Raw genomic sequence first — 16,575 nt, forward strand, 5'->3', positions numbered from 1 at the left:
GGGTGAGCACCCCTATCCAGGGTCAAAGCGCCCATGCTGAACTACGTGTCGAAGCGGATTCTGATCGGCATCCTGACGCTGCTGGCCGCTTCCATCGTCGTGTTCATCGTGCTGGAAATCGTGCCGGGTGATCCGGCCCGGCTCATGCTTGGCATGAACGCCACCGAGGATGCCGTGCGGGCCCTGCAGCAGCAGATGGGGCTCGACCAGCCCCTGCTCGTGCGTTATTTCAGCTGGATCGGCGGGCTCCTCACCGGCGATTTCGGCAAGTCCTACACCTATTCGGTTCCGGTCCTGAATCTCATCTCCGAACGCGTCGCCGTTTCCCTGCCGCTGGCGCTCATCTCGCTGTTGCTGTCGACAATCATTGCCATTCCCGTCGGCCTGTTTTCCGCGTCACGGCGCGGCACAATGGCCGACAGCGGCACGATGGCGATTGCCCAGGTCGGCGTTGCCATTCCCAATTTCTGGTTCGCGCTGCTGCTGGTCTATGTCTTCGCCGTCAGCCTGCGCCTCGTTCCGGCGGGTGGCTTTCCCGGCTGGAATGCCGGTATCTGGGCCGGGTTCAAATCGCTGATCCTGCCCTCCATCGCGCTGGGCCTGCCGCAGGCTGCCATCCTTGCCCGCGTCACCCGTTCCGCGCTGCTCGACGTGCTTGGCGAGGACTATATCCGCACGGCCCGCGCCAAGGGCCTCACCCGCCGCAAGATGCTGTACCGGCATGCCCTGCGCAACGCCCTGATCCCGGTCCTGACCATTCTCGGCCTGCAGTTCGCCTTCTTGCTGGCCGGTACGATCATCATCGAAAATGTCTTCTATCTGCCCGGATTGGGCCGTCTGGTGTTCCAGGCCATCACTCAGCGCGATCTCATCGTGGTCGAGGGCGTCGTCATGCTGCTGGTTGCTACCGTCATTCTGGTCAATCTTCTGGTCGATCTCTCCTATGCGCTGGTCGATCCGCGCCTGCGGGGCCGCCCATGAGCGCGCCCACGGAATGGCAGGCCAATATCTCGAAAGCCTTTTCCAACCGGTCCTTCGTCATCGGCCTGATCATTACCGTCCTGCTGGCGTTGATGGCGGCGCTTTCCTTCGTCTGGACACCCTATGCCGTCGGTTCCTTCGACATTCTCGGCAAGCTGAAACCGCCGTCCGCGGCCCATTGGCTCGGCACCGACCATTTCGGCCGCGACATCCTGTCGATGATCATGGTCGGCAGCCGCAATTCCATTGCCGTTGCCTTTGTGTCGGTTGTCATCGGTGCCGGCATCGGCGTGCCGCTCGGCCTGTGGGCAGCGGCCCGCGGCGGCATCATCGACGAAGCCCTGATGCGCTTCAACGATCTCGTCTTCGCCTTTCCGGCCCTGCTTTCCGCTGTCATGATCACGGCCGTGTTCGGTCCCGGCGCGATCAACGCCATCATCGCCATCGGTATTTTCAACATTCCGGTCTTCGCCCGCGTCGCCCGCGGCGCGGCGCTGTCGCTGTGGCCGCGCGAATATATTCTGGCCGCCAGGGCAGCGGGCAAGAGCAGCCTGCTCATCACGGTCGAGCACATCCTGCCCAACATGATGAACATTCTTGTGGTGCAGGGCACCATCCAGTTCTCGCTCGGCATTCTGGCGGAAGCGGGCCTGTCCTATGTCGGCCTCGGCTCGCAGCCGCCCATGCCGAGCTGGGGGCGCATGCTGTTCGAGGCACAGACCATGATCGGCATGGCACCGCACATGGCGCTCTATCCGGGCCTCGCCATCGTCATCACCGTGCTCGGGCTCAATCTTCTGGGCGATGGCCTGCGCGATGTTCTCGATCCGAAAATGCGGCGGGAGCGGTCATGAACCTGCTTGAAATCAGCAAGCTGACCCTGCGCATCGGTGCGTTCGAGGCCCTGAAAGGCATCGACCTTTCGGTCAGGACAGGCGAAATCCGCGCGCTTGTCGGCGAATCCGGTTCAGGCAAATCCATGACGGCGCTGAGCATCATGAAGCTGCTGCCGGGCGGCGCGCGGACCGGCGGCCACATCCGCTTCGATGGCAACGATCTGCTCACAGCCAGCGAAGCGGACATGTGCCGCCTGCGCGGCAACGAGATCGGCATGGTGTTTCAGGAGCCGATGACCGCCCTCAACCCGGTCAAGACAATCGGCGAACAGGTGGCCGAAGGCATCAGGCTGCACACCGGCGCAACCCGCGCCATCGCCGAGGAACAGACGCGTGCCATCCTCGACCGGGTCGGCCTGCCCCCGGAAAAATTTCCGCTCAGCCGCTATCCGCATGAACTGTCCGGCGGCCAGCGCCAGCGCGTGGTGATTGCCATTGCCTGCGCGCTCAAACCCCGCCTGCTGATTGCCGACGAACCCACCACCGCGCTCGATGTCGTCCTGCAGGCACAGATTCTCGATCTCCTGCAAAGCCTCGTCGACGAGGAACGGATGGGCCTGCTGCTGATCAGCCACGACCTTGCCGTGGTCGCCGGCATGGCCCATTCGATCACCGTGCTGCGGCATGGCGAGGTCATGGACACCGGCGAAACCACGCAAATCCTGAGCGAACAGACGCATCCCTATACGCGCCAGCTGGCACAGGCATCGATGCACGTGCCGGAACGCACCCCGCACCACCTCGTGCATACCACGCCGGATGGGCCGTTATTGGCGATCCGCAACCTCACGCGCACCTATCCGGGGCGCCGCAAGGGACTGTTCGGCCGCGACCCGGATTTCCGCGCGGTGGACGACGTCACCTTCGATATCAAGCCGGGGCAATCCACGGCCCTTGTCGGGCGGTCGGGCTGCGGCAAGTCCACCCTCGCCCGCATGGTGCTCGCCCTTGACCATCCGACGGACGGCCAGATTCATTTCGCCGGGCGGCGCATCGACAAGCTGGCGCCGGACGATCTGCGCCCGGTGCGGCGCAACATGCAGGTGGTGTTTCAGGACCCCTACGGTTCCTTCAATCCGCGCCACAAGGCCGAGCGCCTGATCGCGGAGCCGCTCTATCTGCTCGACCGCGAATTGTCCGATGGCGAGCGGCGCGACCGGGTGCACCGCGCGCTGGAGCGGGTCGGCATCCCGCGCGCCGACAAGGACAAATATCCGCACGAATTCTCAGGCGGCCAGCGCCAGCGGCTCGCCATCGCCCGCGCCATCATCACCGAGCCGAAACTTATCGTCGCCGACGAGCCGGTGTCCGCCCTCGACGTGTCGATCCGCGCGCAGATTCTCGATCTCTTCGCCGACCTCAACGACCGGCTGGGCATCGCCTATCTGTTCATCACCCACGATCTCGCCGTAGCGCGGGCCATCACCGATACGGTCATGGTGATGTCGGAGGGCAAGATCGTTGAGCGCGGCAAGACGGAGGAAATCCTGCGCCAGCCGCTGTCGGATGCCGGCCGGGCGCTGGTCCGGGCCTCACCCGACCTGCACAAGGCCCTTGCCCGCCGGATCACCGAACAGGGCTAAAACAGTCCAAGAAAAAACAGAACGAGCAACACGCCCATGAAAAGCGCAGTTGCAACGCTGTAGACGCGCAGCGCCGCATCGATGTGCGCGGCACCGGCATCGCGATGGCCTGATCCGTTGAGCATCGGCTCGTTGGCAACCACGCCGCCATAGATGCGCGGTCCGGCAAGCGCGACATCGATGGCCCCGGCCATGGCCGCCTCGGGCCAACCGGCATTGGGCGAGCGATGCAGCCGCGCATCGCGCATCATCACGTCGAACGAGCGGGCGGCAGCCTTGCCGCCGTGCACGATCCATGCGGCCGCGGCGATCAGCAATCCGGTCAGGCGTGCCGGAATCCAGTTGGCGACATCATCGAGCTTGGCGGCAAACCGGCCAAAATCGCGATGGCGGTCATTGAGATGGCCGATCATCGAATCCGCCGTGTTCAGCATTTTGTAGGCGAGAAGCCCCGGCAGGCCGAGCAGCGCAAACCAGAAGGCCGGGGCAATGATCCCGTCTGACGTGTTCTCTGCAAGACTTTCAATCGCGGCGCGTGAAATGGCCGCCTCGTCGAGCACCTGCGGATCGCGCCCGACGATCATCGACACGGCACGGCGCGCGCCCACCAGCCCGTCATTGCGCAGCGCGTCGGCAACCCGCGCGACGTGCTCGCCCAGGCTTTTCTGCGCCAGGAATACGGCGACGATCAGCGCCTCGATCAGGCCGCCGAACGGCGGGATCATCGTCAGCGCCCAATGGATCAGCACGCCGATACCTGCCGCCGCAAGCAGCAAGGCAAGCATGGCGAGGAAACCGTTGCGGCGCTTTTCCTCGTCTGTATGTCCAGACCGGTTGAAACGCTTGTCGATGAAGGCGATGGTCTTGCCGAACAGCACAACGGGATGCGGCACCCGCTGCCACAACCAGTCGGGATCGCCGACATAACGGTCCGCCAGGAGGGCAAGAAACAGAATCAAAAGGTTGATTTCCATGGATGATTCGATCCCGTTGATTCAAAATCTCAGCTGCGCACAGCGTCCATTGCTATAACGGCCCGCTGCCGGAATGTCTCTGCGTCATTCTCATCCAATGGCAGGCCAAAGCGCAACCACTGCGGCGCATAGGCGAATTTGCGCACCAGAACATGCTGCGCGCACAAGGCCTCGAACAGGGCATGGGCGCGCCCATGCTCGACCAGAGCGAACAGATCGGTACCGGCGATTTCCTTCAGCCCCACCCCGGAAAAAACCGCGGAGAGACGCGTGCGCCGCCGGGTCAGGCGGGTGCTGAAGGCGCCGAGCGCCGACGTGTCGGTAAAGGCGTGCCGGGCAATCGCCAGCGCCGGACCGGACACAGCCCATGGCCCCATGCGCTGCGTCAGTTTCGCCGCAAGCAGCGGGCTGGTCAGGGCAAAACCCAGCCGCAGGCCGGCAAGGCCAAAAAACTTGCCGAAGGATTTGAGCACGATCAGGCCATCGCGCCCGCACTGCGCGGCAATGCTTGTTTCGGGATGCGGATCGGCAAAGGCTTCGTCGACGATCAGGAAACCGCCGCGCGCCTGCAAGGTCCCGGCCAGCGCCAGCAGCGTGTCCTTTGCAACGATGCGGCCGTCCGGATTGTTGGGATTGACGATGACGGCGACCCGGGCCGAATGCGGGATGGCGGAGACGTCAGCGCACGGCGTTACCGTCCAGCCAGCCCGCTCGAACGAGGACTGGTGTTCCTGATAGGTCGGACCGACGATGGCCACCTCGCCGCGATCCGTCAGTTCTGGCATGATCTGGATCAGCGCCTGCGTGCCCGGCGCAGCGGCAATGCCCGCGTCCGCCGAGGTGCGGTAATAGACGCGGGCTGCCGCGAGCGCCGCAGCCAGCAGGTTTTCATCGGGTAAACGGTTCCACAGGTCCGGATGCATGGACGGCAGCGGAAAAACCTCCGGATTGATGCCGGTGGACAGGTCGATCCAGTCTTCGCGCCGGCCGCCAAACCGGTCCATGGCGCGATCAAGCGCGCCGCCATGCTCAATCTGCATCATCCGGCCATATCGATCATGTGCATGTAGGACCCCGACACCGAGCCGACCCGCAGACCCGCCTCGCCGAGATCCCCGCCCAGCGCATCGCGGACGCGAAACAGCCGCGCGGCATCGCCTTCGCGCACAATGCTGGCATAGTGGAATTCATGCGCGGTGAAAGGAAACGGGAACGGCGAGGCCGCCAGCGGTTCGATCCGCCGGTAGCCCAGATGCATCCGGCGCTCGGCAAAGCTGGTTTGCAGCGGCAGCAGCCCGAGCATGCCATGGGTTTTCCCGGCGGCATCCTCGATGCTTTCGCCCAGCACCATGTAGCCGCCGCATTCCCCATAGACCGGGATGCCGCGCTGCGCCGCCTGGCGGATACCGGCGGTAAAATTGGCGGCGGCGGCCAACTGTGCCGCATAGAGTTCGGGATAGCCGCCGGGCAGATAGACCGCATCGCTGTCCGCTGCCGGAGCTTCGTCGTTCAGCGGCGAAAAGAAGCTGATCTGCGCGCCGCGCCGCCGCCAGCCATCGAGCAGATGCAGATAGGAAAAGGCGAAGGCATTGTCGCGCGCCACCGCAATGTGCTGGCCGAGCGGCGGCACCCGCGCAATATTGGCCATGGAGGCGGCGGGGCCCAGACGCCCGGCGATCTGCTGCAGCGCGGCAAGATCGATCTGCGCACCCATGACCGCGCCCGCATGGGCCATGAACGCATCGAGTTCGCAATGTTCCCCCGCCTGCACCAGCCCGAGATGGCGCTCCGGCAGATGCAGCCTCGGGTCGCGCGCGATGGCGCCCAGAACCGGAATGCCGACCGGCTGCAGTGCGGCGCGCAGCATGGCCTCGTGCCGGGCACTGCCGACGCGGTTGAGCACCAGCCCGGCAATCATCAAGGTGCGGCGGAAATCCCGGAAACCGCTGACCACGGCGGCGATCGAATGCGACTGCTTGGCACAGTCAAGCACCAGAATGACCGGCAGCGACAGGCGCACGGCAAGATCGGCCGCCGATCCCTTGCCATCCAGCGCGCCGTCGAAAAGCCCCATCATGCCCTCGACCACCAGCGTCTTGCCGCCTTCCGCATGACGCGATGCCAGGGCGCTGATCAGGTCCGGCCGCATGGCCCAGGGATCGAGATTGATGCAGGGCACATCGCTGGCCACGCTGTGATAGGCCGGATCGATATAGTCGGGCCCCGCCTTGGCGGGCGCAATCTTCACGCCGCTGTCGCGCAGCGCGCGCAGCAAACCCAGGGTGATCGTGGTCTTTCCGCTTCCCGATGCCGGGGCGGCGATGACAAAGCCCTTCATCCCGCATCCTTTTCGCGGCGTGTTCCCAGCGGATCGACCTGCAGGACGCGCCCGTCGAGAGCCCCCAGCCAGTCCAGCGCGTTGCGCAGCCGCACCACCTCGCCGATGACAACGATGGCGGGCGGGCGCAGTCCCGCCTGCTCCACCGCATTCTCGGCCTTTTCCAATGTCGTCTCCAGCACTGTCTGCGCGCCCGTCGTGGCATTGCAGACAAAGGCCATGGGTTCGTCCTTCGCGCGGCCCGCCGCCATCAATTTGGCGGCGATGACACCAATATGCTTCATCGCCATATACATGACGATGACGGATGAACCCTTGGCGATGCTCGTCCAGTCCATCGTATCGGGAATAAGGCCCGTCGCGTCGTGTCCGGTCAGGAAGGTCACGCTCTGGTTGGTCTCACGGTGGGTCACCGGAATGCCCGCATAAGCGAGCCCGCCAATACCCGCGGTGATTCCCGGCACGATGCGGAAAGGAATGCCGTGTTCGACCAGTGTCAGCGCTTCCTCGCCACCCCGGCCGAAAACGAAGGGATCACCGCCCTTCAGGCGCAGCACCCGTTTGCCGGCCTTGGCCAGTTCCACCAGGCGCAAGGAGATATCGCGCTGCTGCGGCGACGGCTTGCCGCCGCGCTTGCCGGCATATTCGAGTTCCGCGTCCGCACGGGCAAAGGAAAGGCATTCCTCGTTGACCAGCGCGTCATAGACAATGGCATCCGCCTGTTCGAGCGCATTGACCGCATGCAGCGTCAAGAGCCCAGGATCACCCGGCCCGGCCCCGACAAGCCAGACATGGCCCGCTTCGAACTTCGGCAATTTTGACGTCACTGCGCTCATCGCGCTCCCCGTATCTGTTGCATCGCGCATAGCATAATTTTCCGCATCGCAAGCATGAACTTATCGGAAAAATCATGCAACTCTATCCCAAGCTGGTCTATAAGACGCGCATGAGCGACGAACCCGATGCCGGATTGCGAAAACCAGACGATGCCAGCCCTGCCCCTCTGCGCCGGGGCTGGACCACGGGCGCCTGCGCCACCGCCGCAACCAAGGCCGCGCTGATTGCCCTGATCACGGGCGAGTTTCCCGATCCGGTCGCCATCATCCTGCCGAAGGGCGAGGTCCCCCATTTTCCGCTGGCGCTCGAATCAATCGGCGATGGCTATGCCATTGCCGGGATCGTCAAGGATGCCGGTGATGACCCTGACGTTACCCATGGCGCCACCATCATCTCCACGGTCTATCCTTCGGCCCCCGGCAGCGGCATTCAGTTTGTCGCAGGCGAAGGCGTGGGAACGGTCACCCTGCCGGGCCTGCCGATCCCGCCGGGTGAAGCCGCGATCAATCCCGTCCCGCGCGCCATGATGACCGCGATCTGCACGGAAATCTGCGCCCAGTACGACCTGCCCGCCGATCTTGTCGTGACGATCTCCGTGCCGGAAGGCGAGGAACTGGCCAAGAAAACCTGGAACCCGCGCCTTGGCATCATCGGCGGCATCTCCATTCTCGGCACCACGGGCATCGTCCACCCCTTCTCCTGCGCCGCATGGATCCACTCGATCCATCGGGGCATTGACGTATCGCGCGCCGCCGGGCTCACCCATGTGCTGGCGGCGACAGGCTCGACCTCGGAAGATGCGGCGCAGGCCATCTACGATCTGCCGGACATTGCGCTCCTCGACATGGGCGATTTCGCCGGGGGCCTGCTCAAATATCTGCGGGTCCACCCCATCGACAGGCTGACCATCGCGGGCGGCTTTGCCAAGCTGACCAAGCTGGCGCAGGGCGCGCTTGACCTGCATTCCGCCCGCAGCCAGGTCAGCATGGCATTTCTGGCCGACGAAGCGGAAAAACTTGGATTCGACAAGAACATGAGGGAGCGGATTCTGAATGCCAACACCGCGCAGGAAGTGCTTGAAATGACTCAAGGGCTCGGCATCGACCTGCCGAAATCCATCGCGGAAAAAGCGAAAGCCGTGGCGCTTGCCACTCTCAAGGGTGCGCCCGTCGAGGTGGAGATGATCGTCACGGACCGCAAGGGAACAATCCTTGCGCGCCTGTAACCGTCCCGTCCTCATCCTCGGCGGCACGGCGGAAGCGGTCAAACTCGCCGCTGCGCTCGTCGCCCTTGGCTACCGCACGATCTCATCGCTCGCGGGCCGCACCAGCAATCCCGGCAGGATCGACGGCGAGGTGCGCAGCGGCGGTTTTGGCGGCGCGGACGGCCTTGCCGCTTATATGCGCGCCCAAGATATCGCCCTGCTCGTCGATGCGACCCACCCCTTCGCCACGCAGATATCGGACAATGCGCGCGCGGCGGCGGATGCTACGGAGGTCCCCTTCGTCCGGCTGGAGCGGCCGGACTGGCAGCGCAAACCCGGCGATGCCTGGACCAGTGTCGCAAGCCTTGACGAAGCGGTTGCCGCCATTCCTGCAAAGGCGCGGGTGCTGCTGGCGCTCGGCCGCCAGCACATCGCACCGTTCTCCAGACGGCACGACATCCACTTCGTCGTGCGCATGATCGATCCGCCGGAAACGCCGCTGGACCTCTTCGATTTCGAGTTGGAACTGTCCAAACCGGGCAAGAAGGATGAGGAAGCGGCGTTTCTCACCGGCAAACGCCTCACCCATATCGTGTGCCGCAACTCCGGCGGCGCCGCATCCTATGCCAAGATCGCCGCGGCGCGCGAGCTTGGCCTTCCCGTCATCATGATCGAGCGGCCGCACCGCCCCGCCGGTCACACCCTGCCCGACACACCGGGCGTTCTGCGGTTTATCGAGGAAACGCTGGGCTCACTCCGGACGTGACCGCAAGGTATGGCTGTGGTCCTTGTGATAAAGCGCGGAATCGCGGAATGCATCCGCCGACAGGCCCTTGCCGACGAAGATCATGGCCGAGCGCGTCAGGCCCGACTCCCGCACTTTCCCGGCAATATCCGCCAGCGTGCCATGAACGAACTGCTCGTCCGGCCAGCCGACGCGGTAGGCCACGATGACGGGGCAATCGGCGCCATAGAGCGGCGTCAGATCGGTCTCGATCCGTTGGAGATTGCGGATGGAGAGGTGAATGACAAGCGTCGCGCCGGATTTGCCCAATGTCACGAGATCCTCGCCCTCCGGCATGGCCGAGGACTTCATCGAGGTGCGGGTGAGAATGATGGTCTGGCACACCTCGGGAACCGTCAGTTCCTTTTTCAGCGCAGCAGCGGCAGCGGCAAAGGCCGGAACGCCCGGCGTCACGTCGTAGTCGATGCCAAGCGCATCGAGGCGGCGCATCTGCTCGGCCACCGCGCCATAGATGGAGGGATCGCCGGAATGCACCCGCGCCACGTCCTTGCCTTGCGCATGCGCCAATTCGAATTCGGCAATGATCTCGTCCAGCGTCAGCGACGAGGTATCGACAACCCGCGCGTCCTCCGGCACTTCGGCCACCATTTCCGGCGGCACCAGCGATCCCGCATAGAGGCAGACCGGGCAGGACTGGATCAGTTTCAGGCCGCGCACGGTGATGAGATCGGGGGCGCCGGGCCCGGCACCAATAAAATGAACCGTCATTGTCTATCTCTTTCTTGCCAATGCAGCCGTTGCATGGGCGGATTTTGTCTTGCCGATCACCAGCGCGCCATCCGGTCCCGCAGCGACAAGCGCTGCCGCTTCCGCGACGCCGTGGCTGCCTGTCAGCTCGAAGACGCGCCGGGAGGGGTTGGCAAGGCGGGGCGTTTCCCGTTCCAGGGTTGCCGCATCGAAGCACAGGAACGGCAATTGCCAAAGCGCGGCAAGCGCTACCATCGCCGGTTCATCCGCGCGGGCATCGAGGGAATAGATGCCTGCGAGATCCCGAGGCTCTGCTGCGGCTGCATGCAGGACAGATTCGGCGAGGCTACGCAGTTCCGCCGGATCGCATCCCCGCTCGCATCCAAGGCCCAGCGTGTAGCGGGCAGCGCTCCCCGGCTCTTCAATCATCAATGCTGCTTGTGAAGCTCTTCCGGCGTCACGCCCAGGAGATCGGCGGTGCGGCGGATGAGATTGGCTTCCTTCGGATCAAGATCGTCATCGGCATTGGCGATGGTCAGCAGGTGCCGCAGCAGCATGACCTTGCGCTCGAACGGCACATCGGCAAAAGCCAGCGCCGCCTGCTCGCTGGAGGTCTCGTAACCGAAATCCTTCAGATAGTCGGCCACTTCGCCGAATTCGTCGGGCGCGATGCCAAAATCATTGGAGGCAATGCGCAGGATTGCCGCATATTCCGACTTTTCGGTCTTGCCGTCAGCCAGCGCCACATGCATCAGAAGCAGCAGCTCCGCCGTCAGGACCGGGTCATCGGCAACCTTCTGCACGGCGCTCTTGGTGCCGAGAAATGCGGTGATGCGATCAAAGATGCTCTCGCTCATTGTACCCCCAAAACTGTGTTCACGCGATAGATCGCAGCCCCGGCGGCTGAATTCAAGTGCGCAAACAACACACCAGAATGCGATTCGCACAAGCGGATTGGCTCAGCATTGAAATGTTCTCGCCAAACCGGAAATTGTCTCTATGGTCCGGCACGTTCTCCAAAGAGTCTCCCGCCATGTCCGCCTTCTTCGACAATATTCCCGTGCTTCTGATCATCGCCGGCTTTGCCGCCGGTTTCATCGATTCCATTGCCGGCGGCGGCGGTCTGATCACCGTACCGGCCCTGCTTCTGGCCGGTCTCTCGCCGGTGGAATCACTTGGAACCAACAAACTGCAATCGCTGTTCGGCTCCACCTCGGCAACCATAGCCTATGCCCAGAAAGGCCATGTGAACCTGAGAAAACAGCTGCCATCGGCGTTCATGTCGTTTCTCGGTGCGGTGGCGGGCGCCCTCCTTGCCGGCTTTCTGCCCGGCGACGTCCTGCGCGCCTTCCTGCCGGTCTTGCTCATCGCCATCGCGCTGTATTTTGCCCTGAAGCCCAACATGGGCGATATCGACCGCGCCCACCGGATGACGCCGTTCCTGTTCGGTCTCGCAATCGTTCCGCTGATCGGATTTTATGACGGCGTGTTCGGACCGGGTGCCGGTTCGTTCTTCATGCTCAGCTTTGTCTCACTGGCCGGTTACGGCCTGCTGAAGGCGACGGCCCACACGAAACTGCTCAACCTCGCATCCAATCTCGGCGGCTTCGCCACCTTCGCCTTTCTCGGCGTCATCAACTGGAAGGTCGGCCTGTGCATGGGTGTCGCCCAGTTCATCGGCGCGCGGGTCGGCGCGGGGCTGGCGATGAAGAACGGCGCAAAAATCATCAAGCCGCTGCTGGTGATCGTCTGCCTGGCTCTGGCGACAAAGCTGCTTCTGGACCCGAGCAATCCCATCCGCCTGTGGCTGGCCACGCTGCTTTAGCAGCAGCGCGGTGCAGCGGGCATGAACATCGCCTTTAAAACTCGATGCCCTTCTGCGCCTTGATGCCGGAACGGAACGGGTGCTTGATCATTTCCATCTCGGTGACGAGATCGGCAAACTCGATGAGTTCATCCTTGGCATTGCGCCCGGTGATGATGACATGTTTCATGTGCGGCTTCTGCTTGAGCACATCGATGATTTCCTCCACCGGCAGATAGTCGTAGCGCAGGGCGATGTTCAGCTCGTCGCACAGGACAAGGTCGGTTTCCTCATCAAGGATCAGTGTTTTCGCCTGCTCCCAGGCATCGCGGGCCATGGCGATATCGCGGGCGCGGTCCTGGGTTTCCCAGGTAAAGCCCTCACCCATGGCCGAGATGGTCACCTGCTCGGGGAATTTCTCCAGAACCCAGCGCTCACCGGTATCCCACGAACCCTTGACGAACTGGATCACGCCGATCTTCATGCCGTGGCCGAGTGCCCGAAACACGACGCCGAAACCAGCGGTCGACTTGCCCTTGCCCTTGCCGGTATTGACGATGACCAGTCCCTTTTCATCGGTCTTGGTGGCGAGAATCTTGTCGCGCACCACCTTCTTCTTGCGCATCTTGTCGGCGTGGCGCGCGTTGACTTCCTCTTCGGTCAGGTTCAACAGTTTCTCTGATTTTTCAGCCATTTGGCGTCTCCTTCCGAATCATTGTCTCAAGCGGCAAGCGTGCCGAGTTCATAGCGCGCCGAATTCGAGCGCGGGGTCCAGAAGCCGCGCTCCACGGCCTCCTCCAGCTTTTCGGCGATATCCCGCAGCGCATGCGGGTTCTTGTCTTTCAGGAATGTCCGCACATCCTCGTCCATCAGGAACGCCTGATAGACCGCTTCGAAATGGTGGGTGCGCACAGCGCCTGTCGTCGCGGCAAAGGCAAAGAGATAATCGACCGTCGCCGCCATCTCGAAGGCGCCCTTGTAGCCATGGCGCATCACCCCGGCGATCCATTTCGGATTGGTCACCCGGCCGCGCACGGTGCGCCCAATCTCTTCCTCGAGCGTGCGGATCACGGGCTTTTCCGGGCGCGAATGATCATTGTGGTAGATGGCCGGACGGTCGCCCGACAGCTGCTCGACCGCCGCCGACATCCCGCCTTCGAACTGGTAATAATCGTCGGAGTCGAGCAGGTCGTGCTCGCGGTTGTCCTGATTCTGCACCACGGCCTCGACAGTGCGCAGCCGCTCTTCGAGCAGACCGCGCTCCGCCTTGCCCTCTTCCCCCGCGCCATAGGCATAGCCGCCCCAGACGAGCCATGCCTCGGCAAGATCGTCGCGCTTGTCCCAGGCCTTTTCATCGATCAGCGTCTGCAGACCGGCACCATAGGCGCCGGGCTTGGACCCGAACACGCGAAAACCCGCCCGCTGCTTTGCCGTCTTTTCATCGGCTCCCTCCGCTACAAGCCGCGCCTGTTCGCTGCGCATGCGCAGGGCGATGGGATTGTCTTCCGCATCCTCAGGCAGTGCGCCAACCGCCCGCACCGCCGTGTCGAACAGTGCAATCTGGTCGGGGAAGGCATCGCGGAAAAAGCCGGATATGCGCAGGGTCACGTCGACGCGTGGACGGCCAAGCACGGCAGGCGGGATGATCTCGTATCCGGTGACGCGCCGCGAGGCCATGTCCCAGACCGGTTTGACGCCGATCAGGGCCAGCGCCTGCGCAATATCGTCGCCGCCGGTGCGCATGTTCGATGTGCCCCAGGCGGTCAGTCCCAGCGAGGTCGGCCATTCGCCATGATCTTGCGTGTAGCGGCGGATCAAGAGTTCGGCCGATTTCAGCCCGAGTTCCCATGCGGCCGGTGTCGGCACGGCGCGGCTGTCGACGGAAAAGAAGTTGCGCCCGGTCGGCAGCACATCGGGGCGGCCGCGTGTCGGCGCGCCGGAGGGTCCCGGCGCAATGAAACGGCCGTCGAGCGCCGTCATGAGCCCGGTCATTTCGGCGGCGCCGCAGGCCATCACAGCCGGATGCAGGGTCGTGCGGATACCGTCCAGAACCGTATGCGTTGCCTGCCATTCAGCCGGACAGGCGCTGTCACCGGCCACCAGCTTGGCGGCCAGCAACTCGATACGCTCCACCGTATCGCCGGCAATACGCCACGGATCGTTGGCGACGGCGTTCAGAATTGCGGGCCGTTCCGCATTCCAGGGCGCAGCCATGTCGCAATCCAGCGGATCGAAACCGGCAAAGCCGAGATCAGCGGCGATGGCGCGCTGCAGGCTCTGATCGGCGCCAACGCCCGAACCGCGCGGCACACGCGCCAGCGCGACCACCAGATCGGTCAGCAGGCGCCCCTCCGGCGACAGGCCGAAAATATGCAACCCGTCGCGGATCTGCATTTCCTTGAGATCGCAGAGATAGGCATCGAGTTTTTGCAGGGCGAGATCGTCGGGATCGTGATCGTGAATGCCCGCATCGCTGTCGAGACCGATATCGCGCACGAGATCAAGGATTTGCACCTTGAGGCGCACGAGCCGGCGCGGATCAACCCCGGATGCCTCGTAATATTCGTCGACCAGCGCTTCGAGGTCCTTCAGCGGCCCATAGCTTTCGGCCCGGGTCAAAGGCGGCGTCAGGTGATCGATGATGACAGCGGCGGAACGGCGCTTCGCCTGCGTGCCTTCGCCCGGATCATTGACGATGAACGGATAGATATGCGGTACCGGCCCCAGCACCGCCTCGGGAAAACAGGTTTCCGACAGCGCCAGCGCCTTGCCCGGCAGCCATTCGAGATTGCCGTGCTTGCCGACATGCACGATGGCATGCGCATCATAGACACCGCGCAGATAGGCATAAAAGGCGAGATAGCCATGCGGCGGCACCAGATCGGGTGAGTGATAAGTGTCCTTCGGATCGATATTGTAGCCGCGTGCCGGCTGGATACCGACGAGAATGCCGCCGAACCGGCTGAGCGGCAGCGCAAAGCCGCGGGCCGCATCGAGGAAGAACGGATCACCATCCGGCGCACCCCAGCGCGCCGTGACCTTCTCCTGAATCACCTGGGGAAGCGATTGAAAGAAGCTGTTGTATTGATTGAGCGAAATCGTCTCGCGGATGGCGCGCCCTTCGCTGGCGGCATTGGTCGGCCCGGCCATCAGATGGTTGATCAGCGCTTCGCCATCGGCAGGCATACCGGCGATATCATATCCGGCATCGCGCATGGATTTCAGCACCTGCCATGTACCCGCAGGGGTGTCGAGCCCGACGCCATTGCCAAGCCGTCCGTCCCGGTTGGGATAGTTGGCCATGACGAGCGCAACGCGGCGCTCATTCGGTTTGCTTGTGCGCAGCCGCGCCCAGTTCGCCGCGAGATCGGCAACGAAGGCGATGCGGTCGGCCTGCGGTTCGTGCATGACGATATTGGCCTGCACCGCCTCGTCGAAATGCTGCGCCGACTTGAATGAGACGGCGCGCGACAAAACCCGGCCATCGACTTCCGGCAAGGCAACATTCATCGCCAGATCGCGGGCGGAAAGGCCCTGATCCGACTGGCGCCACTGCTCGGCGCTGGAGCCGGAGAAGATGACCTGCAGCACCATTGCGCCATCATGTTCAAGCACCGTCGGCTTGCGCGCGGAGCCCGGCGCAGACACGGCAAATCCCGTGGCATTCAGCACCACGGCGGGCGGCGCTTCGGCAAAAATGCTCTCCAGCGTGGCGATGGACACCGGGTCTTTCAAACTCGACACGAACACCGGCAGCGGATTGAGCCCCCTGGCACGCAGCGCATCGAGCAAAGCGGCAACGGGCTGGGTCTGGCCGCTCTGCACCAGCGCCCGGTAGAAGCAGATGGCAATGACAGGCGCGCCGTCCGTCCAGTCACGGCGCATCTCCTGCAGCGACGGCGCCGCCTTGCCGGGCCACCACAACCCCGCCTTGAGCAAAGGCGCCGCTTCCTGCGGCTTCTCGCCGGAAGAAATCAGGGCCGCGCAATAATCGAGGAAGCGCTGGGCATTCTGCGCCCCACCCTCCAGCAGATAATGCCAGAGCGCATCGCGATCAGGCCGGGCGACCGTCGAAAACCGGTCGAGCCCCGGATCTGGCTTGTCGTCTCCCGGCAGCACCGCAAGCTGCACCTTGTGGTTGACCGCGCAGGCATGCAGCGCTTCGAGACCATAGGGCCAGTAGCTCTCGCCGCCGATCACCCGGACGACGATGAGCCTGGCATGGCGCGCTGTCCGCTCGACATAGGCATCGACGGACATCGGATGCGACAGGCTCATCATATTGGCAAGGCGCAGCGAAACCGCGCCATCCCCCTGCCGCCGTGCGGCGGCAAGGCTGGCCAGTTCCGTATCGGCGGCGGACAGGAACAGCACATCTCCCGGCGTCTGGCCGAGGTCGATGGCCTCGGTGCCTTCAGCGATGGTGCCTTTCTGGGCAAGCAGGAGATGCATTCAATATCCTATCG

General features: G+C 63.7%; 15 protein-coding genes. 6 read left to right on the forward strand and 9 right to left on the reverse strand.

The features are described from left to right. Window positions 1-33: 33 nt before the first annotated feature. The 3 genes from ACTJJ7_RS18710 to ACTJJ7_RS18720 are packed head-to-tail and all read left to right on the forward strand — an operon-like array spanning window position 34 to window position 3,460. Complete coding sequence (locus tag ACTJJ7_RS18710; RefSeq protein ID WP_440968447.1) at window positions 34-981, forward strand: ABC transporter permease; 948 nt, start codon at window positions 34-36, stop codon at window positions 979-981. Continuing rightward, window positions 978-1,835 carry an ABC transporter permease gene (locus ACTJJ7_RS18715; RefSeq protein ID WP_440968448.1) on the forward strand — a complete coding sequence of 286 codons (858 nt, stop codon included), beginning with the start codon at window positions 978-980 and terminating at the stop codon, window positions 1,833-1,835. The genes ACTJJ7_RS18710 and ACTJJ7_RS18715 overlap by 4 nt, the downstream gene beginning before the upstream one ends. Beyond that, complete coding sequence (locus ACTJJ7_RS18720) at window positions 1,832-3,460, forward strand: ABC transporter ATP-binding protein (protein ID WP_440968449.1); 1,629 nt, start codon at window positions 1,832-1,834, stop codon at window positions 3,458-3,460. The genes ACTJJ7_RS18715 and ACTJJ7_RS18720 overlap by 4 nt, the downstream gene beginning before the upstream one ends. Here ACTJJ7_RS18720 and cbiB read toward each other — a convergent pair. Genes cbiB through cobA form a run of 4 tightly spaced genes read right to left on the reverse strand, consistent with a single transcriptional unit; the run spans window position 3,457 to window position 7,608 of the window. Continuing rightward, window positions 3,457-4,434: an adenosylcobinamide-phosphate synthase CbiB gene (cbiB, locus tag ACTJJ7_RS18725; protein ID WP_440968450.1), complete on the reverse strand. Its 978-nt coding sequence runs from the start codon at window positions 4,432-4,434 to the stop codon at window positions 3,457-3,459. The two genes, ACTJJ7_RS18720 and cbiB, sit on opposite strands and share 4 nt — an antisense overlap. Window positions 4,435-4,463: 29 nt before the next feature. Further along, a complete protein-coding gene (gene cobD / locus ACTJJ7_RS18730) occupies window positions 4,464-5,474 on the reverse strand; it encodes a threonine-phosphate decarboxylase CobD (RefSeq protein ID WP_105733081.1) in 1,011 nt (336 codons plus the stop codon). Then, window positions 5,474-6,772 carry a cobyrinate a,c-diamide synthase gene (locus tag ACTJJ7_RS18735; RefSeq protein ID WP_105732318.1) on the reverse strand — a complete coding sequence of 433 codons (1,299 nt, stop codon included), beginning with the start codon at window positions 6,770-6,772 and terminating at the stop codon, window positions 5,474-5,476. The genes cobD and ACTJJ7_RS18735 overlap by 1 nt, the downstream gene beginning before the upstream one ends. After that, entirely contained in the window at window positions 6,769-7,608 is an 840-nt protein-coding gene (gene cobA / locus ACTJJ7_RS18740) for a uroporphyrinogen-III C-methyltransferase (protein ID WP_105733080.1), read from the reverse strand. The genes ACTJJ7_RS18735 and cobA overlap by 4 nt, the downstream gene beginning before the upstream one ends. A gap of 110 nt (window positions 7,609-7,718) precedes the next feature. Between cobA and ACTJJ7_RS18745 the strand changes: the two genes are divergently transcribed. Together ACTJJ7_RS18745 and ACTJJ7_RS18750 are read left to right on the forward strand one after the other, a co-directional pair. Beyond that, window positions 7,719-8,834 (forward strand): cobalt-precorrin-5B (C(1))-methyltransferase, encoded by a 1,116-nt coding sequence (locus ACTJJ7_RS18745; protein WP_440968470.1) that lies wholly within the window; start codon window positions 7,719-7,721, stop codon window positions 8,832-8,834. Further along, window positions 8,821-9,579, forward strand: a complete 759-nt coding sequence (locus ACTJJ7_RS18750; RefSeq protein ID WP_130270155.1) for a cobalt-precorrin-6A reductase — start codon at window positions 8,821-8,823, stop codon at window positions 9,577-9,579. The genes ACTJJ7_RS18745 and ACTJJ7_RS18750 overlap by 14 nt, the downstream gene beginning before the upstream one ends. On the opposite strand, the gene cobM is transcribed toward ACTJJ7_RS18750, so the two are convergent. Genes cobM through ACTJJ7_RS18765 form a run of 3 tightly spaced genes read right to left on the reverse strand, consistent with a single transcriptional unit; the run spans window position 9,565 to window position 11,162 of the window. After that, window positions 9,565-10,326: a precorrin-4 C(11)-methyltransferase gene (cobM, locus tag ACTJJ7_RS18755; protein WP_440968451.1), complete on the reverse strand. Its 762-nt coding sequence runs from the start codon at window positions 10,324-10,326 to the stop codon at window positions 9,565-9,567. The two genes, ACTJJ7_RS18750 and cobM, sit on opposite strands and share 15 nt — an antisense overlap. Before the next feature lie 3 nt (window positions 10,327-10,329). Continuing rightward, a complete protein-coding gene (locus tag ACTJJ7_RS18760) occupies window positions 10,330-10,734 on the reverse strand; it encodes a cobalamin biosynthesis protein (protein ID WP_440968452.1) in 405 nt (134 codons plus the stop codon). Next, on the reverse strand, window positions 10,734-11,162 hold the full coding sequence (locus tag ACTJJ7_RS18765) for a TerB family tellurite resistance protein (protein WP_105732314.1): 429 nt from the start codon (window positions 11,160-11,162) through the stop codon (window positions 10,734-10,736). The genes ACTJJ7_RS18760 and ACTJJ7_RS18765 overlap by 1 nt, the downstream gene beginning before the upstream one ends. Window positions 11,163-11,338: 176 nt before the next feature. Between ACTJJ7_RS18765 and ACTJJ7_RS18770 the strand changes: the two genes are divergently transcribed. After that, the gene (locus ACTJJ7_RS18770) at window positions 11,339-12,130 is read left to right on the forward strand and encodes a TSUP family transporter (protein WP_440968453.1); all 792 of its coding nucleotides are present in this window, start codon (window positions 11,339-11,341) and stop codon (window positions 12,128-12,130) included. Window positions 12,131-12,164: 34 nt separating this feature from the next. On the opposite strand, the gene cobO is transcribed toward ACTJJ7_RS18770, so the two are convergent. Both cobO and cobN read right to left on the reverse strand, forming a co-directional pair. Then, window positions 12,165-12,803 carry a cob(I)yrinic acid a,c-diamide adenosyltransferase gene (gene cobO / locus ACTJJ7_RS18775; protein ID WP_130270147.1) on the reverse strand — a complete coding sequence of 213 codons (639 nt, stop codon included), beginning with the start codon at window positions 12,801-12,803 and terminating at the stop codon, window positions 12,165-12,167. Between the two features lie 26 nt (window positions 12,804-12,829). Next, on the reverse strand, window positions 12,830-16,561 hold the full coding sequence (gene cobN, locus ACTJJ7_RS18780) for a cobaltochelatase subunit CobN (RefSeq protein WP_440968454.1): 3,732 nt from the start codon (window positions 16,559-16,561) through the stop codon (window positions 12,830-12,832). Window positions 16,562-16,575 lie beyond the last annotated feature (14 nt).

It is taken from the genome of Phyllobacterium sp. 22229 (genome assembly GCF_052056495.1).
Classification (GTDB): Bacteria; Pseudomonadota; Alphaproteobacteria; order Rhizobiales; family Rhizobiaceae; genus Phyllobacterium; species Phyllobacterium myrsinacearum.